General features: G+C 55.9%; 20 protein-coding genes. 18 read left to right on the top strand and 2 right to left on the bottom strand.

The window, feature by feature from the left end:
* Positions 1-64 precede the first annotated feature (64 nt).
* Positions 65-931 carry a DNA-3-methyladenine glycosylase 2 gene (gene alkA, locus QRD42_RS17550; RefSeq protein ID WP_072569064.1) on the top strand — a complete coding sequence of 289 codons (867 nt, stop codon included), beginning with the start codon at positions 65-67 and terminating at the stop codon, positions 929-931.
* Here the strand turns inward: alkA and QRD42_RS17545 are convergent.
* Positions 902-4,231: a diguanylate cyclase gene (locus QRD42_RS17545; RefSeq protein ID WP_321987739.1), complete on the bottom strand. Its 3,330-nt coding sequence runs from the start codon at positions 4,229-4,231 to the stop codon at positions 902-904. The two genes, alkA and QRD42_RS17545, sit on opposite strands and share 30 nt — an antisense overlap.
* Before the next feature lie 344 nt (positions 4,232-4,575).
* Here QRD42_RS17545 and udk point away from each other — a divergent pair, with 344 nt between their 5' ends.
* From udk to asmA, 3 genes are all read left to right on the top strand, one after another.
* The gene (gene udk / locus QRD42_RS17540) at positions 4,576-5,217 is read left to right on the top strand and encodes a uridine kinase (protein ID WP_072569062.1); all 642 of its coding nucleotides are present in this window, start codon (positions 4,576-4,578) and stop codon (positions 5,215-5,217) included.
* 104 nt (positions 5,218-5,321) lie between these two features.
* Positions 5,322-5,903, top strand: a complete 582-nt coding sequence (gene dcd, locus QRD42_RS17535) for a dCTP deaminase (RefSeq protein WP_072569061.1) — start codon at positions 5,322-5,324, stop codon at positions 5,901-5,903.
* Between the two features lie 25 nt (positions 5,904-5,928).
* Positions 5,929-7,785, top strand: a complete 1,857-nt coding sequence (gene asmA, locus QRD42_RS17530; RefSeq protein WP_321987738.1) for an outer membrane assembly protein AsmA — start codon at positions 5,929-5,931, stop codon at positions 7,783-7,785.
* Between the two features lie 47 nt (positions 7,786-7,832).
* On the opposite strand, the gene QRD42_RS17525 is transcribed toward asmA, so the two are convergent.
* Positions 7,833-9,416: a TerC family protein gene (locus tag QRD42_RS17525; protein ID WP_072569059.1), complete on the bottom strand. Its 1,584-nt coding sequence runs from the start codon at positions 9,414-9,416 to the stop codon at positions 7,833-7,835.
* Between the two features lie 701 nt (positions 9,417-10,117).
* On the opposite strand from QRD42_RS17525, the gene QRD42_RS17520 reads away from it, so the two are divergent.
* The 14 genes from QRD42_RS17520 (at position 10,118) to cpsB (ending at position 24,300) form a co-directional block, all read left to right on the top strand.
* Positions 10,118-11,260: a polysaccharide export protein gene (locus QRD42_RS17520; RefSeq protein WP_072569058.1), complete on the top strand. Its 1,143-nt coding sequence runs from the start codon at positions 10,118-10,120 to the stop codon at positions 11,258-11,260.
* A gap of 3 nt (positions 11,261-11,263) precedes the next feature.
* A complete protein-coding gene (gene wzb, locus QRD42_RS17515; protein ID WP_072569057.1) occupies positions 11,264-11,707 on the top strand; it encodes a low molecular weight protein-tyrosine-phosphatase Wzb in 444 nt (147 codons plus the stop codon).
* A gap of 2 nt (positions 11,708-11,709) precedes the next feature.
* Entirely contained in the window at positions 11,710-13,872 is a 2,163-nt protein-coding gene (gene wzc / locus QRD42_RS17510) for a tyrosine-protein kinase Wzc (RefSeq protein ID WP_321987737.1), read from the top strand.
* A gap of 115 nt (positions 13,873-13,987) precedes the next feature.
* Entirely contained in the window at positions 13,988-14,830 is an 843-nt protein-coding gene (gene wcaA / locus QRD42_RS17505; RefSeq protein ID WP_072569055.1) for a colanic acid biosynthesis glycosyltransferase WcaA, read from the top strand.
* Positions 14,830-15,321 (top strand): colanic acid biosynthesis acetyltransferase WcaB, encoded by a 492-nt coding sequence (gene wcaB, locus QRD42_RS17500; RefSeq protein WP_072569054.1) that lies wholly within the window; start codon positions 14,830-14,832, stop codon positions 15,319-15,321. The genes wcaA and wcaB overlap by 1 nt, the downstream gene beginning before the upstream one ends.
* Positions 15,318-16,535: a colanic acid biosynthesis glycosyltransferase WcaC gene (gene wcaC / locus QRD42_RS17495; protein WP_321987736.1), complete on the top strand. Its 1,218-nt coding sequence runs from the start codon at positions 15,318-15,320 to the stop codon at positions 16,533-16,535. Before wcaB ends, wcaC begins: the two co-directional genes overlap by 4 nt.
* A complete protein-coding gene (wcaD, locus tag QRD42_RS17490; protein WP_072569052.1) occupies positions 16,510-17,733 on the top strand; it encodes a colanic acid polymerase WcaD in 1,224 nt (407 codons plus the stop codon). The genes wcaC and wcaD overlap by 26 nt, the downstream gene beginning before the upstream one ends.
* A 10-nt stretch (positions 17,734-17,743) precedes the next feature.
* Entirely contained in the window at positions 17,744-18,490 is a 747-nt protein-coding gene (gene wcaE / locus QRD42_RS17485) for a colanic acid biosynthesis glycosyltransferase WcaE (protein ID WP_072569051.1), read from the top strand.
* A 15-nt stretch (positions 18,491-18,505) separates the two neighbouring features.
* Complete coding sequence (wcaF, locus tag QRD42_RS17480; RefSeq protein ID WP_318363990.1) at positions 18,506-19,075, top strand: colanic acid biosynthesis acetyltransferase WcaF; 570 nt, start codon at positions 18,506-18,508, stop codon at positions 19,073-19,075.
* Entirely contained in the window at positions 19,072-20,193 is a 1,122-nt protein-coding gene (gene gmd, locus QRD42_RS17475; RefSeq protein ID WP_321987735.1) for a GDP-mannose 4,6-dehydratase, read from the top strand. The genes wcaF and gmd overlap by 4 nt, the downstream gene beginning before the upstream one ends.
* Before the next feature lie 2 nt (positions 20,194-20,195).
* Positions 20,196-21,161: a GDP-L-fucose synthase gene (fcl, locus tag QRD42_RS17470; protein WP_072569048.1), complete on the top strand. Its 966-nt coding sequence runs from the start codon at positions 20,196-20,198 to the stop codon at positions 21,159-21,161.
* A gap of 2 nt (positions 21,162-21,163) precedes the next feature.
* On the top strand, positions 21,164-21,640 hold the full coding sequence (locus QRD42_RS17465) for a GDP-mannose mannosyl hydrolase (protein WP_072569047.1): 477 nt from the start codon (positions 21,164-21,166) through the stop codon (positions 21,638-21,640).
* Positions 21,637-22,860 carry a colanic acid biosynthesis fucosyltransferase WcaI gene (gene wcaI / locus QRD42_RS17460; RefSeq protein WP_321987734.1) on the top strand — a complete coding sequence of 408 codons (1,224 nt, stop codon included), beginning with the start codon at positions 21,637-21,639 and terminating at the stop codon, positions 22,858-22,860. Before QRD42_RS17465 ends, wcaI begins: the two co-directional genes overlap by 4 nt.
* Positions 22,861-22,863: 3 nt before the next feature.
* Positions 22,864-24,300 (top strand): mannose-1-phosphate guanyltransferase, encoded by a 1,437-nt coding sequence (gene cpsB, locus QRD42_RS17455; protein ID WP_318363985.1) that lies wholly within the window; start codon positions 22,864-22,866, stop codon positions 24,298-24,300.
* Positions 24,301-24,397 lie beyond the last annotated feature (97 nt).

Below are 24,397 nucleotides of genomic sequence, written 5' to 3'. Positions count from 1 at the left end.
CAAAGCAAAAAGTGCCGGGGGCGGTTAGTCTGTTATAAGAAAGTTAATTACAGCAGGAGAGGCTATGTACACACTTCACTGGCAACCGCCCTATGACTGGGCGTGGATGCTGGGCTTTCTTCGCGCCCGTGCCGTAAGCGGGGTGGAAGTCGTCAGCGAGGGGCGCTATGTGCGTAGCCTGGCGCTCGGCGGGCACCATGGACTTATCACCGCCGAACCGGATGAGCAGGAACATACCCTGCGGGTGACGCTCAGCGATGGCCTGCTGCCGGTGGCGGATGAATGTCTGGCGCGCGTCGGGCGGCTGTTCGATCTGGCCTGCGATCCGCAGATGATTAATGGCGCGCTGGGCGATCTGGGCGCGGCGCGTCCGGGGCTGCGGCTGCCGGGATCAATGGATGCCTTCGAGCAGGGGATCCGCGCGATTTTAGGCCAGCTGGTGAGCGTGGCGATGGCGGCAAAGCTCACCGGCTATGTGGCAAACCGTTACGGCGAGCCGCTGAACGGCGAACCAGGTTTTGTCTGTTTTCCGCGCCCGGAAGTGCTGGTGAATGCCGATCCGGCAGAGTTAAAAACGCTGGGCATGCCGTTAAAACGCGGGGAGGCCATTGTGCATTTTGCCCGGGCGACCCTCGACGGGCGCTTTCCCCTCATCGCCCCGGCGGATGTGGAACAGGGGGTGAAGCATTTACAGACCTTTCCGGGCATCGGGCGCTGGACGGCGAACTATCTGGCCCTGCGCGGCTGGCAGGCAAAAGATGTCTTTCTGGCGGACGATTATCTGATCAAGCAGCGTTTTAGCGGCATGACGCCCGCGCAAATCCGTCACTACGCCGCCCGCTGGCAGCCGTGGCGCTCTTACGCGCTGCTGCATATCTGGTATACCGACGGCTGGCAGCCGTCAGTTGATGGCGAAATAGCTGGTGTTTAGCATCAGATCCAGCGGCTGCGGCGGAGAGATGGTATCGCCGTAGATGTAGTCAATGCCGATGCCGGAGAGGGTGTCCATCACCATCGGCTGGTGCGTTGGCCCGGCGATGCTTTTCATGCCCAGACGCTGGGCGTGGCCCTGCACAATAGTGACCATCATTTCATCCATCAGGTTGCCGTGTACGTTACCAATCAATTCCTGGTCGAGCAGAATGTAATCTGCAACGTACGGGGTGAGATGGCTGAACAGCTCCAGGTCGCGGCCCACGTGGCTTAAGATCACCTGGCAGCCCGCTTCGCGCAGTTTGTGCAGCCCGTCGTTGATGCTGGCGTCGTCGCGCATCAGCGCATCCGCATGGATCACCAGATGCAGCAGGCGGGCGGGCATCTGGCTCTGCGCCAGGCTGTCCAGCAGTTCGCTGACCAGGGTTTTGCTGGCAAGACCGGTGGTGGAGAGCGGCAGGGCAACCCCTAAGCCTTTACGGGTGACGGCTGCGGCGCTGTTGCGGAAAAATTCCTGGAACACGCGGCGGTCAAGGGCGCGAATAAGTTTGCGATCGCTCAGGGAGGCGCGAAACGCGTGCTCTTCCATGATGTCGCCGTTGCTGGTCCACAGCCGCAGCGACAGCAGCCAGAAATTGCAGGTTTCCGGCACRCGGGGCGAGGCCACGCCGCGGGCAATCAGCAGCAGCGGATTGTCATTGATCATCCGCGACTGCTCTTCCGGGGACATCTGCAGACGAATTTCATGCATGTCGTCCTGCTCCGGCTCATAGACGGTGACCATGCCGCGTCCGCCGTTTTTCGAGGCATAACAGGCGATATCCGCCTGCGACATCACTTCTGACGCCAGATAGTTGGTTTCGTCAATGAGCGTAATGCCCGCGCTGGCCCCGATGCGGTGCAGACGGCCTTCCCACATAAACTGGTAATCGTTGATCGCGGCAATCAACCGCCCCGAAATATAGCGGGCGCTTTCGATATTGCAGTCCGGCAGCAGCAGGCCAAACTCATCGCCGCCCAGCCGCGCCAGAATATCGGTGGTGCGCAGCATGCTGAGCATCAGCGATGAAATTTCCCGCAGCAGCGCATCCCCCGCCGCATGTCCGGCGGAGTCGTTCACCGCTTTAAAGCGATCGAGATCGATATACACCAGCGCATGCCGCTGTTGGGTTTCCTGCACGCCCTGCAACAGGCGTTTGAGATGATTTTCGAAGCTGACGCGGTTGGCCAGATGGGTGAGGGCGTCGTGGGAGGCGCTGTAGCTGAGCTGGCGCAGCATTTTGCGCGATTCGGTCACGTCCTGAATAACCAGCACAAAGCCGATGTTTTGCCCGTCCAGCGTGCTGAGCGGCGTCACGCTGTAGTGAATATCGTAGCTGCCGCCGTTGCGACAGTGCAGCACCACATCCTGTTCAATGGCGGAGCGGGACATATCGCCGCTGTGAATGTTTTCCATCAGCGGGCCGTTATCGCCGAAGGTAATGTGCAGGACATTGAGCAGCGCCTGGCCCATCGCCTGCTCCTGCGGCCAGCCGCTCATTTTTTCCGCCACCGGGTTCATAAAGGTGATGTTCATATTCACATCGGTGCAGAGCACCGCTTCGCCGATGGAGTCCAGAGTAATATGCAGACGCTCTTTCTCCTGGAACAGCGCCTCGTTAAGCTGCTTCACCTCGGTCATGTCCATATTGATGCCGAGCAGGCGTTCCACTTCGCCATTTTTGTTCAGCACCCGGTTGGCGAGGGTTCGGATATGACGCACGCCCTCTTTCACGTGCACGCGGAATTCCAGCTTAAACGGCAGGCGCGACACCAGCGAATCGCGCACCACCTGCTCGGTCATCGCGCGGTCTTCCGGTATCACGCAGTCATACCACAGCTGCCAGGTCGGTTTAACGTGCGGCGGGATCTCATACAGCTCAAACATCCGTTTGTCCCAGCTGATAATGTCCGTCGCCAGCTCCCACTCCCAGATGCCGATGCCCCCCGCTTCGTTGGCGAGAGTAATACGCTCCATCAGGCGTTTGTTAACCCACTCCGTCTGTTTGAGATCGTTGATGTCTTCGATTTGCGAGATGAAATAGAGCGGAGTGCCGTCACCGTGCCGCACCAGCGATACCGCCAGCAGCGCCCAGACAACGTCGCCATTGCGCGTGTAGTAACGCTTTTCCATGGAATAGCTGTTGATCTCGCCGCGCACCAGCATCTCCAGCTGTTCAAGATCGCTGTTGAGATCTTCCGGCCAGGTCAGCTGTTGAAAAGTGAGGGAGCGCAGCTCTTCCTGCGTATAGCCAAGGAATTTACACAGCGCTTTGTTGGCCTGCAGCCATTCGCCTTCGGTGCCCACCAGCGCCATGCCGATGGCGGAATATTCCATGGCGTTACGAAAGCGCGCTTCACTCTCGGTGATGTGTTTGCGTTCGGTGCGAAAAGCATACATCACCATGGTCATGACGTTGGCCGGCAGCAGCATCATCATAAAGGGCAGCCAGGGCGCGTTGAGCATGACGGGCGTATTGTGCGGCGTCAGCGCAAAGGGATCCGCTGCCATCATCAGCGACACCATCATCACGGTGGAGAGAAATATCAGAAAGGCTTCAAGCCGCGGCAGGCGTACCGCGCTCCACATCAGCAGCACGATCACCGCGGTAAAGGGCCACGGCAGGTATTTTATCGACAGCCAGCTTAACATCAGCGTAACCGCCAGCGTCAGCAGCGTTTCCAGCAGCAACTGCGGCTTACGGTGGCGCAGCAGATAATGCATTTTGAACAGCAGACCCAGCGGGATCAGCGCCATCGCGCCAATGGATTCCGAGAGCGCCCAGAGCGTAAAGGCGCGCAGCGGGTTGTCGTTCCCGACCAGCAGAGACACCAGCAGGCCGCCAATCACCGGCGGTATCACGGCGCTGCCGATAGTCAGACGGATCCAGTCGTTTAAGTTTTGCAGCGGGTTGTACCAGGGCAGCATTTTACGCAGCAGTATGGCCCCGATCAGCGCTTCAATAACGTTAATACCGGGGTACCAGAGATTGATGGCCTCGGGCGGGAATAACACCAGTGACGCGCCAATGCTGCCCAGCGAACAGGCCAGCGCAATCGCCGGCCACAGGCGGCCTGCGTGACGATAAAACGCCACCATCATAATGGACGTGGAGAACCACAGCGGGGCCAGAATGTTGCCGAAACGAGCTAACTCAAGGGAGAACAGGGTAAAGATAAAGGTGACCAGTCCTAAACTGATTAATCGCAGTAAAGGATTCGGGGTAGCCACCAAAACGCGCTGGTATTGTTTATTCATTACCGCTTTATCCGCAGACCCTGAGCCGCCCGATACATTCACGGGGCGAGTTAAATTTGAAATTTGGATTATGCTAGTACAAACAATTTACAATTCCTATCGTGGGCGCTCATAATTTGACATCACAGTGTTATTAATTACTTACCTGATGCTAAATCCCCGATCATCGCCGCAAAAGTGAGCATTTTAATTTGCGTAAAGGCGATATTCCTCTTTATGACCGCAGGATTTGCGCGATGACCTATTCAACTGGTATCACGGCGGCGAAATCCCTATAATTGCCGCGTTTGGCGTTTCGGCGTCGTCCTTCCTTAACATCCAGGTTAACCAGGTCGCAAAAATTTATGACTGATAAGTCTCATCAGTGCGTCATTATCGGCATTGCCGGTGCATCCGCTTCAGGTAAAAGTCTCATCGCCAGCACCCTCTATCGCGAGCTGCGCGAACAGGTTGGTGATGAGCATATTGGCGTCATTCCGGAAGACAGCTATTACAAAGATCAAAGTCATCTGTCCATGGAAGAACGGGTAAAGACCAATTATGACCATCCGAGCGCGATGGATCACAGCTTGCTGTTCGAGCACCTGCAAACCTTAAAAAACGGCAGCCCCATTGAATTGCCGGTCTACAGTTATGTAGAACATACCCGCACGCAGGAAACCATTCATATTCAGCCGAAGAAAGTCATTATCCTTGAAGGCATCCTGTTGCTGACCGACGCCCGTCTGCGCGACGCGCTGAATTTCTCTATTTTCGTTGATACCCCGCTGGACATCTGCCTGATGCGCCGTATTAAGCGTGACGTGAACGAGCGCGGCCGCTCTATGGATTCCGTGATGGCGCAGTACCAGAAAACGGTGCGCCCGATGTTCCTGCAGTTTATCGAGCCGTCCAAACAGTACGCCGATATCATTGTGCCGCGCGGCGGCAAAAACCGAATTGCGATCGACATTCTGAAAGCCAAAATCAGCCAGTTCTTTGAATAGTCTGCTTTTGAATAATCTGCGCGAATTGTGTACCGTTCAAAGTAGTATGCTTAACCTCCGGCGAGAACACTTGCCGGGGGATGCTGTATCTAAGGAGAAAACGCATGCGTTTGTGTGACCGAGATATTGAAGCCTGGCTGGATGAAGGCCGTCTGTCTATTACCCCGCGTCCACCCGTTGAACGCATCAATGGCGCCACCGTCGATGTCCGTCTGGGGAATAAATTCCGCACCTTCCGCGGTCATACTGCGGCCTTTATCGATCTCAGCGGTCCGAAGGATGAAGTCGCCGCCTCTCTTGAGCGCGTGATGAGCGATGAAATCGTTCTGCCGGACGGCGATGCCTTTTTCCTGCATCCGGGCGAACTGGCGCTGGCGGTTACCTATGAATCCGTGACCCTGCCTGCCGATCTGGTGGGCTGGCTGGACGGTCGCTCATCGCTGGCGCGTCTGGGCCTGATGGTGCACGTTACCGCGCACCGTATCGATCCCGGGTGGTCAGGCTGTATCGTGCTGGAGTTCTATAATTCTGGCAAACTGCCGCTGGCGCTGCGTCCGGGGATGCTTATCGGCGCGCTGAGCTTTGAACCGCTCTCCGGCCCGGCAGCCCGTCCTTACAACCGTCGCCAGGACGCGAAATATCGTGACCAGCAGGGCGCGGTCGCCAGCCGTATTGATAAAGATTGAGTATTAACCGCTCGCTGAGGATGCCATGAGAAGAGTGTTAACCACGCTGATGATTCTGCTTGTCGTGCTTGTTGCCGGCATCTCTGCGTTGGTACTGCTGGTCAACCCCAACGATTTCCGTGCCTATATGGTGCAACAGGTGGAGGCGCGAAGCGGCTATCAGCTGGAGCTGGACGAGCCGCTGCGCTGGCATGTCTGGCCGCAGCTCAGCATTCTCTCCGGGCGCATGTCGTTAACCGCGCCGGGGGCGACCACGCCGCTGGTGTCGGCGGCGAATATGCGCCTTGACGTGGAACTCTGGCCGCTGCTTTCGCATCAACTGCACGTTAAACAGGTGATGCTGAAAGGGGCGGTGATCCAGTTAACGCCGCAAACCAAAGCCGCGCGCAAGCCAGACGAGCCTGTTGCGCCGGATGATAATCCAATGCCGCAGGCAGAAGCCGATAAAGGCTGGTCCTACGCCATTTCCCGCCTTGAGGTCGCCGACAGCGTGCTGGTGTTCCAGCATGAAGACGAAGAGCAGGTAACGGTGCGCGATATCCGTCTGAAGATGGATCAGGACGCGTCTTACCACGCCACGCTCGATTTTTCCGGACGTATCAACCGCGATCAGCGCGATCTGACGCTGGCGATGAAAGCAAAAATTGACGCCGCGGATTACCCGCACAGCCTGACCGCCGCCATTGAGCAGTTCGACTGGCAGCTGAAGGGCGGTGATGTGTCCCCGCAGGGGATCAGCGGTACGGCGACGCTAAACGCCCAGTGGCAGGAGGCGCAAAAACGCCTGTCTTTCAGCAACCTTAATGTCACTGCCAACGACAGCGCCATGAGCGGGCAGGGCAGCGTGGTGCTTAACGACGCCCCGGAATGGGCGCTCGATTTGCATTTTGACAAGCTCAATCTGGAAAACTTATTCAGCGGCGCGACTATGGCCGCCGCCAGCAGCGATACGGCGCAGAAAGCCCAGGCGCAGCCTAAGCTGTTGCCGCGTCCGGTGATCGCCCGCGACAGCAGCGAGCCGGAGTACAACAGCCTGCGTGGGTTTAGCGCTCAGGTGGCGCTCAGCGCCGGGCAGATCCGCTGGCGCGGGATGGATTTCACCGACGTCAAAAGCCAGATGACCAACCAGGCGGGACTGTTAACCCTCACCACCTTAGAGGGCAAAATGGGCAACGGTACGCTTTCGCTGCCCGGCCGTCTCGACGTGCGGGGCAGAACGCCGAAAAGCCTGTTCCAGCCAAAGCTTGAGAACGTGGAGATCGGCACCATCCTGAAAGCCTTTAATTATCCTATTGCCCTGACCGGCGCGCTCTCCATGAGCGGTGATTTTTCCGGCGGTCTGGTGGATGCGGAGGCGTTCCGCCGCGACTGGCAGGGCAACGCGCATCTGGAAATGGCGAATGTACGCATGGAAGGGCTTAACTTCCAGCAGCTGATCCAGCAGGCCGTGGCGCGCAGCAGCGATGTGAAGGTGGAGCAGGATTATGACAACAGCACCCGTCTGGATGCGCTGAGCACCGATCTGGAACTGGATCACGGCAGCGTAACGCTGAGCGATATGCAGGGGCAGTCGCCGCTGCTGGCGCTGGACGGCAAGGGAACCCTGGATCTGATCAAAGAAGAGAGCGACACCCAGTTTAACGTGCGCGTACTCTCCGGCTGGAACGGTGGCAACAGCGAGCTGATCGCCTTCCTGCGCGAGACGCCGATCCCGCTGCGGGTATACGGCAAATGGGATGCGCTGCAATACAGCCTGAAAGTCGATCAGGTGCTGCGCGACCATTTACAGGGCGAGGCGAAGCGCCGCCTTAACAAGTGGGCGGATCGCAATAAGGACAGTAAATACAGCGAAGATGTGAAGAAGCTGCTGGAAAAGATGTAGCGGCCCAGTGATTAGCCCTCTCCGGCAGGGAGAGGGCAGAAACGGGATCAGACTTCGTAATCCAGCTCGCTTTTTGTGCGTAACGGCACGATCTGCACTTTCTGTACGCGATGGCTTTCCACCTGCAAAGTGATCACCCGATAATCGCCCACCTCAACTTCCTCCCCGACCTGTGGAATACGTTGCAGATACTCCATCAGCAGCCCGGCGATAGTGTGATATTCGCGCTTCTCGTCCAGCGGCAGCGGCACAAACTGCACCAGATCTTCCAGCGGCATATGGCCGTTCGCCGTCCAGCTGCCGTCGGCGTTTTTCTGAATATCGTGGCGGGCGTCGATCTCTTCCACTTCGTTCGGCAGATTACCGGCGATGGTTTCCATCACGTCGCTGAGCGTGACCGCCCCTTCCACGGAACCAAATTCATCCACCACAAAGGCAAAGTGCGTGCGGGCATTGCGGAACTGCTCCAGCGCCTGTAACAGCGGCAACCCTTCCGGGAACACCAGCGGCTGACGCACCAGCACGTTCAGGTTCAGCGGCTCGCCGCGCAGCGCCTGTTGCAGCAGATCAAGAATATGCACCACGCCCAGCAGATCTTCCTGCGCATCGCCGCCGGTGACCACCACGCGGGTATGCTGGTTCTTGTCCAGCAGCTCGCGGATCACCTCTTCCGGCGCGGTGAGATCGATATGTTCGATGTCATGGCGGGAGGTCATGATACTGCTGACGGTGCGCTGGTTCAGGTTGAGTACGCGCTCGATCATCAGCCGCTCCTGCGGTTTAAAGATCTGCGCATTATCATGGTCGGCCAGCATGGAGGCGGTTTCAACATCCAGCTCGGCATCTTCTTTGCGGCCGCTGAGCAGGCGCATCACCGCCTCGGTGGTGCGCTGACGCAGGGTATTGTCGGCGAACAGGAAGCGGCGGCGGTTGAAAATCGCCAGCTGATTAAGCGCTTCGATCATCACCGAGAAGCCGATGGCGGCATACAGATACCCTTTCGGGATGTGGTAGCCAAAGCCTTCGGCGATCAGGCTGAAGCCTATCATCAGCAGGAAGCTGAGACAGAGGATGACGATAGTCGGGTGATTATTCACAAAGCGGGTCAGGGCTTTGCTCGCCAGCAGCATCAGCGAAATGGCGATGATCACCGCCGCCATCATTACCGCCAGATGCTCCACCATACCGACGGCGGTGATCACGGAATCCAGCGAGAAGACGGCGTCAAGAATAACGATTTGCGTCACCACCGCCCAGAATTTTGCCCCGCGCCGCTGCGTCGGGTTATCGCTGTCTTTCCCCTCCAGCCGCTCGTTCAGTTCCACCGTGGCTTTAAACAGCAGGAAGAAACCGCCAAACAGCATGATCAGATCGCGGGCGCTGAAGCTCAGGCTGCGCACGCTGAACAGCGGGGTGGTGAGGGTCACCAGCCAGGAAATTGAGGCCAGCAGCACCAGCCGCATCAGCATCGCCAGAATCAGGCCCGTGACGCGTGCGCGGTCGCGCTGCGCAGGGGGAAGTTTTTCCGCAAGGATGGCGATAAACACCAGATTATCAATGCCGAGCACCAGCTCGATAACGATCAGGGTAAACAGTCCCGCCCAGATAGAGGGATCGGCAATCCATTCCATAGTAAATGTCGTACCTTGTGTAATATGACGATTGTCACGTTTTGATCATGGGTACATTGCGCCCAAAATGCAATATTCCTCTGCGATTTATCCGAATAATCGCACCATAGGTTTAAGTGATATTTCGCGCTCCTCATGACTGTAATGCGCTTATATATTATGGGTTTTTTTATGCTGTAAATTAGGAATTATCGTACGCATAAATCTATATATAAATTTTGTCAATATGAAGAAACTCCTAAAAGCCGATATTTTTGAGGTTAATATTAATCTTAAAAAGACCTTACCCCGGACAAGTTACCTTGCCTGGTATTCCGTTAGCTGCAACAATTCCTCCAGCGCATCATGGCGTTCTTTTGTATGTCATATTTCTAACGTCATGATGGGTTATGTTCTTCTTTTTCTGACAGCCACTGCCGAGGTTTTCATTATTTCCTGTAAATAATGTAAAGAGTCAGGCTGTAATCAATAACTTACTGTTTTATCAGTGAATTGGTAACTGGAAGCCAGGGGCGGTAGCGTGCCCGGAAGCGTGTGAATCAGCTCCGATTATTCTGTCAACAAACCGCGTTTGAATAAGCGATTTTTAGGACTGATGCCAGTTATATTTAGCGGCAATTAACTGCATGCTGAATGTGAACAGGCTACGCGCTTATTTATACCGCACAGGATAATTACTCTGCCAAAGTGATAAATAATCAATGATGAAATCCAAAATGAAATTGATGCCATTATTGGTGTCTGTGACCTTGATGAGTGGTTGCACGGTTTTTCCCGGCAGCAATATGTCAACCATGGGAAAGGATGTCATTAAGCAGCAAGATGCTGACTTCGATCTTGACCGCATGGTGAATGTTTATCCTTTGACCCCCCGACTGGTCGAGCAGTTACGTCCCCGTCCAAATGTCGCCCAACCCAATATGTCGCTGGATCAGGAAATCGCCAGTTATCAGTACCGTGTCGGTCCTGGCGATGTCCTGAACGTGACCGTCTGGGATCACCCGGAACTGACGACGCCGGCAGGCCAGTATCGTAGTTCCAGCGAAGCCGGTAACTGGGTACAGCCGGACGGCACTATGTTCTATCCCTATATCGGTAAAGTCCACGTGGTGGGCAAAACCCTGGCAGAAATCCGTAGTGATATTACCAGCCGTTTAGCGCAGTACATTGCTGACCCGCAGGTGGACGTTAATATCGCTGGCTTCCGCTCGCAAAAAGCCTATATCTCCGGGCAGGTGAATAAATCCGGTCAGCAGGCGATCACTAACGTGCCGCTGACGGTGCTGGACGCCATTAACGCCGCCGGCGGGCTGACCGATAACGCCGACTGGCGCAACGTCGTGTTGACCCACGAAGGCCGCGAACAACGCATCTCTTTGCAGGCGCTGATGCAAAACGGCGATTTGAGCCAGAACCGCCTGCTTTATCCGGGCGACATTCTCTTTGTGCCGCGCAATGACGATCTGAAAGTGTTCGTAATGGGCGAAGTGAAAAAACAGAGCACGCTCAAAATGGACTTCAGCGGCATGACGCTGACCGAAGCGCTTGGTCAGGCAGAAGGTCTGGATCTGAACACCTCCAACGCCAGCGGTATCTTCGTGATCCGTCCGCTGAAAGGCGAGGGTGGACGCGGCGGCAAGATCGCCAACATTTACCAGCTTGATATGTCTGACGCCACCTCTCTGGTAATGGCGACGGAATTCCGCCTCCAGCCGTACGACGTGGTCTACGTTACAACCGCACCGGTTGCCCGCTGGAACCGTCTGATCAACCAGCTGTTGCCGACCATCAGTGGCGTTCGCTACATGACCGACACGGCCAGCGACTTACGGAACTGGGAATAAGCGATGTTTAATAAAATTCTCGTGGTTTGCGTAGGCAATATCTGCCGCTCCCCGACGGCGGAACGGTTGCTGAAAGCGTTTAATCCCGCCCTGACCGTTGAATCGGCAGGATTGGGCGCGCTGGTGGGGAAAGGGGCTGACGCCACGGCAACCAGCGTGGCGGAACAGCATGACATCTCGCTTGCGGGCCACAGCGCCCGCCAGATCACCGCGCGCATGTGCCGCGAATACGATCTGATCCTGGTGATGGAAAAGCGTCACATTGCCTCGCTATGTGAAATCGCACCGGAAATGCGCGGCAAAGTGATGCTGTTTGGTCACTGGGATAATGAGCGGGAAATTCCCGATCCATACCGTAAAAGCCGTGAAGCTTTTGAGGCCGTTTACACCTTACTCGAAAGGTCTGCCCGCCAGTGGGCGCAGGCATTGAACGTTCAGCAGGGATAACAATGACAGAAAAACTACAGCATTCTGCCGCCTCCCAGACAGGCAGCGATGAAATCGACATCGGCCGCCTGATCGGGACGGTGATTGAAGCCCGCTGGTGGGTGCTCGGTATTACGGCAGCCTTTGCGGTGGCGGCGGTGATCTATACCCTGTTCGCCACGCCGATCTACAGCGCGGATGCGCTGGTCCAGATCGAGCAGGATACCGGCAACTCGCTGGTGCAGAACATTAACAGCGCGCTGTCGAACAAGCCCCCTGCGTCTGACGCGGAAATTCAGCTGATCAAATCCCGTCTGGTGCTGGGAAAAACCGTTGACGATCTCGATTTAGATATTGCCGTCACCAAAAACACCATGCCGATCATCGGCGCCGGCTGGGAACGGCTGATGGGTCGCCAGAACGAAACGGTGAAGGTGACGACCTTTACTATTCCGAAAGGGGCAGGGGAGCAGGTTTTCACGCTGCGCGTGCTCAGCCCGACGCAGTACCAGTTGACCAGCGACGCGGGTTTCAGCGCCAGAGGTGAAGTGGGTAAGCTGCTGGAAAAAGATGGCGTCACGCTTGAGGTGAGCGAGATCCACTCCTCTACCGACAGCGAGTTCACCATTACTAAGTTTTCCACCCTCGGCATGATCAACAATCTGCAAAACAACCTGACCGTCACCGAAAACGGTAAAGACACCGGCGTGCTGAGCCTGTCCTTTACCGGTGAAGATCGCGAGCAGATCCGTGCCATCCTCAACAGCATTACCCGCAACTATCTTGAGCAGAACGTGGCGCGTAAATCGGAAGAAGCGGCCAAAAGCCTCGCCTTCCTCGCCAAACAGCTGCCGGAAGTGCGCCGTAATCTGGATGAAGCGGAAAACAAACTGAACGCCTTCCGTCAGGATAAAGATTCCGTGGATTTACCGCTGGAAGCGAAAGCGGTGCTGGATTCGATGGTCAATATCGACGCCCAGCTGAACGAGCTGACCTTTAAAGAAGCGGAAATTTCCAAGCTTTATACCAAAGCGCACCCGGCCTACCGCACGCTGCTGGAAAAACGTAAAGCGCTGGAAGATGAAAAAGCCAAGCTGAACGGCCGCGTTACCGCGATGCCGAAAACCCAGCAGGAAATTGTGCGTCTGACCCGCGATGTGGAATCCGGCCAGCAGGTGTACATGGCGCTGCTCAACAAACAGCAGGAGCTGAAGATCACCGAAGCCAGTACCGTCGGCGATGTGCGTATCGTTGACCCGGCGATCACCCAGCCTGGCGTGCTGAAACCGAAGAAAGCGCTGATCATTCTGGGCAGCATTATCCTCGGCCTGATGCTGTCGATTGTCGGCGTGCTGCTGCGCTCGCTGTTTAATCGCGGTATCGAAAGCCCGCAGGTGCTGGAAGAGCATGGCATCAACGTCTACGCCAGCATTCCGCTGTCCGAATGGCAGAAATCCCGCGACCACGTCAAAACCGTCAAAGGGGCGAAGCGTTACAAGCAGAGCCAGCTGCTGGCGGTGGGTAACCCGACCGATCTCGCTATCGAAGCTATTCGTAGTCTGCGTACCAGTCTGCACTTCGCCATGATGCAGGCCAACAATAATGTGCTGATGATGACCGGGGTCAGCCCGTCCATCGGTAAAACCTTCGTCTGCGCCAACCTTGCGGCAGTGGTAAGCCAGACCAACAAGCGCGTGCTGCTGATTGACTGTGATATGCGTAAAGGCTACGCCCACGAACTGCTCGGCACGGACAACGTGAACGGTCTGTCGAATGTGCTCTCCAGCACCGGCGACATTGCCGCCTGCGCCAAACCGACCTCGGTGCCGAACTTTGACCTGGTGCCGCGTGGGCAGGTGCCGCCGAACCCGTCAGAACTGCTGATGAGCGAACGCTTCACCCAGCTGCTGGCCTGGGCGAGCAAGAACTATGACCTGGTGCTGATCGATACGCCGCCAATCCTCGCGGTCACCGACGCCGCTATCGTGGGCCGCCATGCGGGCACCACGCTGATGGTAGCGCGTTACGCGGTGAACACGCTTAAAGAGGTGGAAACCAGCCTGAACCGTCTGCAACAGAACGGCATCGAGGTGAAAGGGGTGATCCTCAACTCCATCTTCCGCCGCGCGACGGGTTATCAGGACTACGGCTACTACGAGTACGAGTACAAGTCTGATTCAAAATAAATCACCGAAAGGTGCCTGATGGCGCTGCGCTTATCCGACCTGCTTCCATGTAGGCCGGATAAGGTGCCCGCACCGCCATCCGGCAAATGAGTCGGTACTATCCGGGGAAATAAGAATGACAACAGATAATCCGCTGATCTCAATTTACATGCCAACCTGGAACAGGCAACAGCTGGCGATCCGGGCGATTAAGTCGGTCCTGCGCCAGGACTACAGCAACTGGGAGATGATCATTGTGGATGACTGCTCTTCGTCTTATGAGCAGCTGCAGCAGTTTGTCGAGGGACTTAACGATCCGCGCGTGCGCTATACCCACAACGAGATCAATACCGGTGCCTGCGCGGTACGTAATCAGGCCATTTTACAGGCCAGCGGCGAATTTATTACCGGCATTGACGATGATGACGAATGGACGCCGAACCGCCTGTCGGTCTTCCTGGCCCATAAACAGCAGCTGGTGACGCACGCATTTTTATACGCCAACGATTATATCTGCGAAGGCGAAGTCTATGCCCAGCCTGCCAGCCTGCCGCTGTACCCGAAATCCCCGTACTCCCGCACGCTGTTCTACAAACGCAATATCATCGGCAATCAGGTGTTTACCTTTGCCTGGCGTTTCAAAGAGTGCCTGTTCGATACCGAACTGAAAGCCGCCCAGGATTACGACATTTTCCTGCGCATGGTGGTGGAGTATGGCGAGCCGTGGAAAGTGGAAGAAGCCACGCAGATCCTGCACGTGAATCACGGCGAGATGCAGATCACTGCATCGCCGAAAAAGTTCTCCGGGTATTTTCATTTCTATCGTAAGCACAAAGACAAGTTTGACCGCGCCAGCAAAAAGTATCAGCTGTTCACGCTCTACCAGATCCGCAACAAGCGCATGAACTGGCGCACGTTGTTAACGCTGCTTTCCGTGCGTAACGGCAAACGCCTTGCTGACGGGCTGCGGGGGAAATAATGCGACTGGAAGATTTTCGCGCCAACCACTGGAGCCTGCGTCCGTGCTGCATGGTCATGGCCTACCGCATCGCGCATTTCTGCTCGGTGTGGCGTAAAAAACATGTTCTCAACAATATCTGGGCCGCCCCGGTGCTGGTGCTGTACCGCTTTATTACCGAATGCCTGTTCGGTTACGAAATTCAGGCGGCGGCCACCATCGGGCGACGTTTCACTATTCATCATGGCTATGCGGTGGTGATCAATAAAAACGTCGTGGCAGGTGATGATTTCACTATTCGTCATGGCGTCACCATCGGCAACCGCGGCGCGGACAGCCTCGCCTGCCCGGTGATTGGCAACGGCGTGGAGCTGGGCGCTAACGTGGTGATGATCGGCGATATTACTATCGGCAATAACGTGACCATCGGCGCGGGCAGTGTGGTACTGGACAGCGTGCCGGATAACGCGCTGGTGGTGGGTGAGAAAGCGCGCGTGAAGGTAATTAAATGAACATTCTGCAATTTAATGTGCGTCTCGCCGAGGGCGGCGCAGCGGGCGTGGCGCTGGATCTGCATCAGCGCGCGCTGCAAAAAGGACTGCCTTCCCGTTTTGTGTACGGCTATGGCAAGGGCGGCAAAAAAAGCGTCAGCCACGACCACTATCCGCAGGTGATCAAACAGACGCCGCGTCTGACGTCGATGGCCAATCTGGCGCTGTTTCGTCTGTTTAACCGCGATGTTTTTGGCAACCTGAACAATTTGTACCGCACCGTCACCCGCACGCCTGGCCCGGTGGTGTTGCACTTTCATGTCATGCACAGCTACTGGCTGAAGCTGCACGATCTGGTGGCCTTCTGCCAGAAAGTGAAAGCCCACAAGCCGGACGTCACCTTTGTCTGGACGCTGCATGATCACTGGAGCGTGACCGGGCGCTGCGCCTTTACCGACGGCTGCGAAGGCTGGAAAACCAACTGCCAGAAATGCCCGACGCTGAGCAACTATCCGCCGGTGAAAATCGACCGCGCGCATCAGCTGGTGGAAGGCAAACGCCAGCTGTTTAAAGCCATGCTGGCGCTGGGCTGTACCTTTATCTCCCCGAGCCAGCACGTCGCCGATGCTTTTAACAGTATTTACGGCCAGGGGCGCTGCCGCATTATCAACAATGGTATTGATGTGGCGACCGAAGCGATCCTTGCGGAGCTGACCCCGGTGAGCGAAACCGCAGGCGTACCGAAAATCGCCATTGTGGCGCACGACTTACGCTACGACGGCAAAACCAATCAACGGCTGGTGCGCGACATGATGGCGCTCGGCGACAAAATCGAGCTGCACACCTTCGGCAAGTTTTCGCCTTTTGAGGGCACGAACGTCGTGAACCACGGTTTTATGACCGATAAGCGCCAGCTGATGAGCGAGCTGAATCAGATGGATGCGCTGGTGTTCAGCTCGCGGGTGGATAACTATCCGCTGATCCTCTGCGAAGCGTTGTCCATCGGCGTGCCGGTCATTGCGACACATAGCGACGCGGCGCAGGAAGTGCTGCATAAATCCGGCGGCAAAACTTTTGCCGAATCGGAGGCGGTTTCCCTGGTGCAGCGTCCGAAAGCGGAGATTGCCCGGGCGGTGTTTGGCACCACGCTGGACGCGTTCCGCGCCCGCAGCCGCCAGGCCTACAGTGGCGAACAGATGCTGGAGGAGTATGTCTCGTTCTATCAGAGTCTGTAGTTATCTGCTGCTGCCGCTCATCTATCTGCTGGTGAATGTGAAGATCGCCCAGATAGGGGAGAGCTTCCCGATAACCATTGTGACCTTTTTGCCGGTACTGCTGCTGCTGTACGTCGATAAGATCAGCGTGAAAAAGCTGATGATAGCGCTGGGCATCGGCGCGGGCCTGACGATCTTTAACTACATCTTCGGCCAGTCGCTGAATGCCGGAAAGTATGTCACCTCGACGCTGCTGTTTGTCTACCTGGTGATCATCATCGGCATGGTATGGAGTATTCGCTTTAAAACCATTTCGCCGCACAACTATCGCAAGATTTTACGTTTCTTCTGGCTGGTGGTGGGTTTTGTGGTAATACTCGCCGCCGCCGAAATGGCGCAGATTATTCTTACCGGCGGTAGTAGCCTGATGGAGAATATTTCGAAATATCTGATTTACAGTAACAGCTATGTTCTGAATTTCATTAAGTTTGGTGGTAAGCGAACCACTGCGATGTATTTCGAACCCGCATTTTTTGCTCTGGCATTAATCTCAATTTGGCTCAGCATCAAACAGTTTGGTATCAAAACGCCCAAGACCGATGCTATGATTCTGGCAGGGATAGTCCTCTCCGGTTCCTTCTCTGGAGTAATGACATTTATCCTTTTTTACCTGCTGGAATGGGCATTCCAGTATCTGAATAAAGAGGCGATTAAGAAAAAGCTGCCTTTAGCGATAATTTCGCTCGCAGTCTTTCTCGTCGGTGTGGTATTCGCTTTTCCTTATATTTCGGAACGCCTGGGTGATTTAGGTACGGAAGGATCGTCTTCTTATTACCGTATCATCGGGCCGCTGGCGATGGTGGGTTATTCATTAACCAATATCGACGGCGTGGTGCGCTTCGGTTCACTTTACGAATATGTTGCATCATTCGGAATCTTTAACGGTGCGGACGTCGGAAAAACAATAGACAATGGGTTGTATCTGCTAATCATTTATTTCTCATGGTTCGCAGTGTTACTGACGATATGGTACATGTCGAAAGTGGTAAAAATGATGATCAACGCGTTTGGTAATAATCAGAATTATCGCGTTCAACTCTTTCTTTTTACCCCGGTGTCATTGTTTTTTACCGGTTCGATTTTTAGTCCTGAATATGCTTTTTTAATCGTCTGCCCTTTTATTTTGCGCAAAGCGCTGAATATTACGCATTCAAGATGAGGTGGTTCACATGCTTCTAAGTGTCATTACGGTCGCGTTTCGGAATTATGACGGCGTGGCGAAAACTTATGCGTCCCTGGCGCATCTGGCACAGGCACAGGACATCACCTTCGAATGGATCGTGGTGGATGGCGGCTCCCAGGACGGCACCGCAGAATTCCTGGAAAACCTCAACGGACAGTACAACTTACGTTATATCAGCGAAAAAGATAAAGGCATCTACGATGCCATGAATAAAGGCATTGCGATGGCAGAAGGGCGCTTCGCATTATTCCTGAATTCTGGCGATATTTTCCATGCTGACGCCGCAGATGTCGTGCGTCAGCTGGAGAACGCCCCGGAAAGCGCCATGTATATTGGCGATGCATTACTCGATTTTGGTGACGGGAAAAAAATTCGCCGCAGTGCGAAACATGGATGGTATATCTACCACAGCTTACCGGCCAGCCATCAGGCCATATTCTTCCCGGTAAGCGGTCTGAAAACCTACCCCTACGATTTACAATATAAAGTCTCTTCCGATTACGCGCTGGCCGCCCGTATGTTTAAAGCTGGCTATGCCTTTAAGCGCCTGAAAGGACTGGTTTCTGAATTTTCGATGGGTGGCGTGTCAACCTCGAATAATCTGGAATTATGCCAGGATGCTAAAAATGTGCAGCGTAAAATATTACGCGTACCGGCATTCTGGGCAGAGCTTTCTTACCTGCTGCGCAAACGCACAACCGGTAAAACAAAAGCCTTATATAACAAAGCCTGAATATAAGGAAATACGATGCAGGAATTAAACGGATTCACGGTACCCGCCGGCTTCCGCGGGGCCAGTGCGCTCAAAGTTCAGCTCTGGTGGGCAGTACAGGCAACATTATTTGCCTGGTCCCCACAGGTCATGTACCGCTGGCGCGCATTTTTATTGCGTCTGTTTGGCGCAAAAATTGGTAAAGGCGTGGTGATCCGCCCGTCAGTGAAAATTACGTACCCATGGAAATTAACGCTCGGTGATTATAGCTGGGTGGGTGATGACGCGGTGTTATATACGCTGGGCGACATCACCATCGGCGCGAATTCCGTGGTGTCACAAAAGTGTTATTTGTGTACCGGCAGTCACGATTATCAGAGCGCGCATTTCGATATTAATGCCGCCCCGATAGTGATTGGCGATAAATGCTGGCTGGCCACGGATGTTTTCGTCGCCCCTGGCGTAAAAATCGGCGATGGCACCGTCGTTGGTGCCCGTAGCAGTGTTTTTAAGACGCTTCCGGCGAACGTGATTTGCCGGGGTAATCCCGCAGTGGTGACGCGCAAACGCGTCGAAACGGCACTTTTTGAGGAAAATAAATTATGAGTAAAGTCGCTCTCATCACCGGCGTAACCGGACAGGATGGTTCTTATCTGGCGGAACTGCTGCTGGAGAAGGGTTATGAAGTTCACGGCATCAAACGTCGTGCTTCCTCTTTTAACACCGAGCGTGTGGACCATATCTATCAGGATCCGCATACCAGCAACCCGAAATTCCACCTGCACTATGGCGATCTGACCGACAGCTCCAACCTGACGCGTATTCTTCAGGAAGTGCAGCCGGATGAAGTGTACAACCTGGGCGCGATGAGCCACGTTGCGGTTTCCTTCGAATCGCCGGAATACACCGCCGACGTTGACGCCATGGGTACCCTGCGTCTGCTGGAAGCGATCCGTTTCCTCGGTCTGGAAAAGAAAACCCGTTTTTATCAGGCCTCCACTTCTGAGCTGTATGGCCTGGTGCAGGAAATCCCGCAGAAAGAGACCACGCCGTTCTACCCGCGTTCTCCCTATGCTGTGGCCAAGCTGTACGCTTACTGGATCACCGTTAACTACCGTGAATCCTACGGCATGTATGCCTGCAACGGCATCCTGTTCAACCACGAATCCCCGCGTCGTGGCGAAACCTTCGTGACCCGTAAAATTACCCGCGCTATCGCCAATATCGCGCAGGGTCTGGAATCCTGCCTGTACCTCGGCAACATGGACTCCCTGCGTGACTGGGGCCATGCGAAAGACTACGTGAAAATGCAGTGGATGATGCTGCAACAGGATCAGCCGGAAGACTTCGTGATCGCCACCGGCGTGCAGTACTCCGTACGTCAGTTCGTGGAAATGGCGGCGGCTCAGTTGGGCATCAAACTTCGCTTTGAAGGCGAAGGCGTGGATGAGAAGGGCATTGTGGTCTCCGTAACCGGTCACGATGCGCCGGGCGTGAAACCAGGCGATGTGATTGTTTCCGTTGACCCGCGTTACTTCCGTCCGGCGGAAGTGGAAACCCTGCTGGGCGACCCGACCAAAGCGCACGAAAAACTGGGCTGGAAACCGGAAACCACCCTGCAGGAGATGGTCTCTGAAATGGTAGCCAAAGATCTGGAAGCGGCTAAGAAACACTCGCTGCTGAAAGCTCATGGCTTCGAGGTCGCCATCGCGCTGGAGTCGTAAGCATGAGCAAACAACGTATCTTTGTGGCCGGCCATCGTGGAATGGTGGGTTCGGCCATCGTACGACAGCTTGAGCAACGCGGGGACGTTGAGCTCGTCCTGCGTACCCGTGATGAACTCAATCTGCTGGATGCCCGTGCGGTAAATGATTTCTTCGCCACTGAATCCATCGATCAGGTGTATCTGGCGGCGGCGAAAGTGGGCGGTATTGTGGCGAACAATACCTACCCGGCGGAGTTCATTTTCGAGAACCTGATGATCGAGAGCAACATCATTCACGCGGCGCATACGCACAACGTGAACAAGCTGCTGTTCCTCGGCTCATCCTGCATCTACCCGAAAATGGCGAAGCAGCCGATGGCGGAAAGCGAGCTGTTGCAGGGCACGCTTGAAGCGACTAACGAGCCGTACGCGATTGCCAAGATTGCCGGTATCAAGCTGTGTGAATCTTACAACCGCCAGTACGGACGTGATTATCGTTCGGTGATGCCGACTAACCTGTACGGCCCGAACGATAACTTCCACCCGAGCAACTCCCATGTGATCCCGGCGCTGCTGCGTCGCTTCCATGAAGCGGCCCAGGAAAACGCCACGGATGTGGTGGTGTGGGGCAGCGGTACGCCGATGCGCGAATTCCTGCATGTGGATGATATGGCGGCTGCCAGCATTCATGTGATGGAACTGGATCCGGAAGTGTGGCAGGAAAACACCGAACCGATGCTGTCGCATATTAACGTCGGCACCGGCGTGGACTGCACCATTCGCGAACTGGCGCAAACCCTCGCGCAGGTCACCGGCTTTAAAGGCCGCGTGGTGTTCGACGCCAGCAAACCCGACGGTACCCCGCGCAAGCTGCTTGATGTGACGCGTCTGCATCAGCTTGGCTGGTATCACGAGGTGTCACTGGAGCAGGGGTTGGCAAGCACCTATCAGTGGTTCCTTGAAAACCAGCACCGGTTCCGGGGGTAAGCATGTTTTTGAGTCAAGAAGACTTCGCCACGGTAGTGCGCTCAACGCCGCTGATCTCCATCGATCTAATCGTGGAAAATTCGCGCGGTGAGTTTCTGCTGGGAGAACGCACCAACCGTCCGGCACAGGGATACTGGTTTGTCCCTGGCGGACGCGTACAAAAGGATGAGCCGCTGGCCAGCGCCTTCGAGCGCCTGACCCTGGCGGAACTGGGAACCCGTCTGCCGATGTCGGCAGGCGAGTTTTACGGCGTCTGGCAGCACTTCTATGACGACAACTTCTCCGGACGCGATTTTTCCACGCACTACATCGTGCTGGGTTTCCGTGTCCGTGTGGATGAAAGCACCCTGACGCTGCCCGCCGAGCAGCATGGGGCGTGGCGCTGGATGACGCCTGACGCCATCGTGAACAGCGAGAACGTGCACGACAACAGCCGCGCCTACTTCCGTACTGATAAGTCCGGAGTGCCGGGCTTATGAGAATTCTGGTGTACGGAATTAACTACTCGCCGGAGCTGACCGGGATCGGTAAGTACACCGGCGAGATGGTGGAATGGATGGCCCGTCAGGGCCATGACGTTCGCGTCATTACCGCGCCGCCGTACTACCCGGAATGGAAAGTGGGCGAGCCTTACTCGGCCTGGCGCTGGCGTCGGGAAGAGGGGGCGGCGACCGTCTGGCGCTGCCCGCTGTATGTGCCTAAAACCCCGACCACCTTAAAGCGCCTGATCCATCTCGGCAGCTTTGCGCTGAGCAGCTTTTTCCCGCTGATGGCGCAACGTCGCTGGAAGCCGGACCGCATTATCGGCGTGGTGCCGACGCTGTTTTGTACGCCGGGCATGCGCCTGCTGGCAAAACTCTCCGGCGCCCGCACCGTACTGCACATTCAGGATTATGAAGTCGATGCCATGCTTGGCCTCGGCATGGCCGGTAAAGGTAAGGGCGGGCGTGTGGCCCGTCTTGCCAGCGCTTTTGAGCGCAGCGGCCTGCTCAATGTTGATAACGTCTCGACGATTTCGCGCTCGATGATGAATAAAGCGCAGGAAAAAGGCGTACCGGCTGAGCGGGTGATTTTCTTCCCCAACTGGTCGGAAGTGGCGCGTTTTCGCGACGTCACCGACGCCGATGCATCAACGCTTCGCCAGCAACTCGGCCTGCCGTCGGATAAAAAAATCATTCTCTATTCCGGCAACATCGGCGAGAAGCAGGGGCTGGAGAGCGTGATTGACGCCGCAGATCGTCTGCGCGACCAGCCGTGGCTGTTCGTGATTGTCGGCCAGGGCGGCGGCAAAGCGCGACTGGAAAAAATGGCCCGCGAGCGTGGCCTGAGCAACGTAATTTTTCATCCGTTGCAGTCTTACGACGCGCTGCCGGCGCTGCTGAAACTGGCGGACTGCCATCTGGTGATCCAGAAACGCGGCGCGGCCGACGCGGTACTGCCGTCGAAGCTGACCAATATTCTTGCGGTGGGCGGCAATGCGGTGATCACCGCCGAGCGCCACACCGAACTGGGGCAACTGTGCGACACCTGTCCGGGGATCGCGGTCTGCGTGGAGCCGGAATCGGTGGACGCGCTGATCGACGGCATCGGCCAGGCCCTGCTGATGCCCAAATTCAACACGGTGGCACGTGAATATGCCGAACGCACGCTCGAAAAAGAGAACGTGTTAAGCCAATTTATTGCAGATATTCGGGATTAAATAATGAGTCAACCAACGCTCTATCCGGTAGTAATGGCCGGTGGCTCCGGCAGCCGCCTGTGGCCGCTGTCCCGCGTACTCTATCCAAAACAGTTTCTGTGCCTGAAGGGCGAACTGACGATGTTGCAGACGACGGTGTGTCGTCTGAACGGCGTGCAGTGCGAAAGCCCGGTGGTGATCTGTAACGAGCAGCACCGCTTTATCGTGGCCGAACAGCTGCGCCAGCTCAACAAGCTGACGGAGAACATCATTCTTGAACCCGCCGGGCGTAACACCGCCCCGGCCATCGCCCTGGCTGCCCTTGCGGCGCAGCGCAACAGTCCGGACAGCGATCCGCTGATGCTGGTGCTGGCGGCGGATCATGTGATCCAGAACGAAGAAGCCTTCCGCGAGGCGGTGCGTGCAGCCATGCCGTACGCCGAGAGCGGCAAACTGGTGACCTTCGGCATCGTGCCGGATCTGCCGGAAACCGGCTATGGCTATATCCGCCGCGGCGCGGTCAGCCAGGGGCAGGTGGACGCAGTGGCTTTCGAAGTGGCGCAGTTCGTTGAAAAACCGGATCTCGATACTGCTCAGGCTTACGTTGCCAGCGGCGAGTATTACTGGAACAGCGGGATGTTCCTGTTCCGCGCCGGTCGTTACCTGGAAGAGCTGAAAAAATTCCGTCCGGATATTTTGCAGGCCTGCACCAAAGCGATGGACGGCGTCGATCCGGATCTCGATTTTATCCGCGTGGATGAAGAAGCCTTTCTCGCCTGCCCGGAAGAGTCGGTGGATTACGCGGTGATGGAAAAAACCGCCGATGCGGTGGTAGTGCCGATGGACGCGGGCTGGAGCGATGTCGGCTCCTGGTCATCGCTTTGGGAAATCAGCGCTCATACGCCGGAAGGCAATGTGCATCACGGCGATGTGATCAGCCATAAAACCGAAAACAGCTATGTCTATGCCGAATCCGGTCTTGTCACCACCGTGGGGGTGAAGGATCTGGTGGTGGTGCAGACCAAAGACGCGGTGCTGATCGCCGATCGTAATGCGGTGCAGGACGTGAAAAAAGTGGTCGAGCAAATTAAAGCTGAAGGCCGTCACGAGCATCACATTCACCGGGAAGTGTACCGTCCGTGGGGTAAGTATGACTCCATTGATTCCGGCGAACGCTATCAGGTGAAGCGTATCACCGTGAAGCCGGGGGAAGGGCTGTCGTTGCAGATGCATCATCACCGCGCCGAGCACTGGATCGTGGTGGCGGGCACCGCCAAAGTGACCATTAACGACGAGATCAAGTTACTGGGCGAAAACGAGTCGATCTATATCCCACTCGGTGCCACGCACTGCCTGGAAAACCCAGGCAAGATCCCACTGGATCTGATTGAAGTCCGCTCCGGTTCGTATCTTGAAGAAGATGACATCGTGCGGTTTGAGGATCGTTACGGTCGGGTGTAGTGAATGAACGTTGCCCGGCGGCGCAGGCTTGCCGGGCCTACAGATGAATGATTGTAGGCCCGGTAAGCGAAGCGCCACCGGGCAAGGAAAGTTCGCA

Origin of the sequence: Enterobacter sp. PGRG2, from assembly GCF_030291195.1 — a bacterium.
Classification (GTDB): Bacteria; Pseudomonadota; Gammaproteobacteria; order Enterobacterales; family Enterobacteriaceae; genus Enterobacter_D.
Note: the sequence above shows the minus strand (reverse complement) of the source record. Positions and strands in the feature narration are given on the sequence as shown.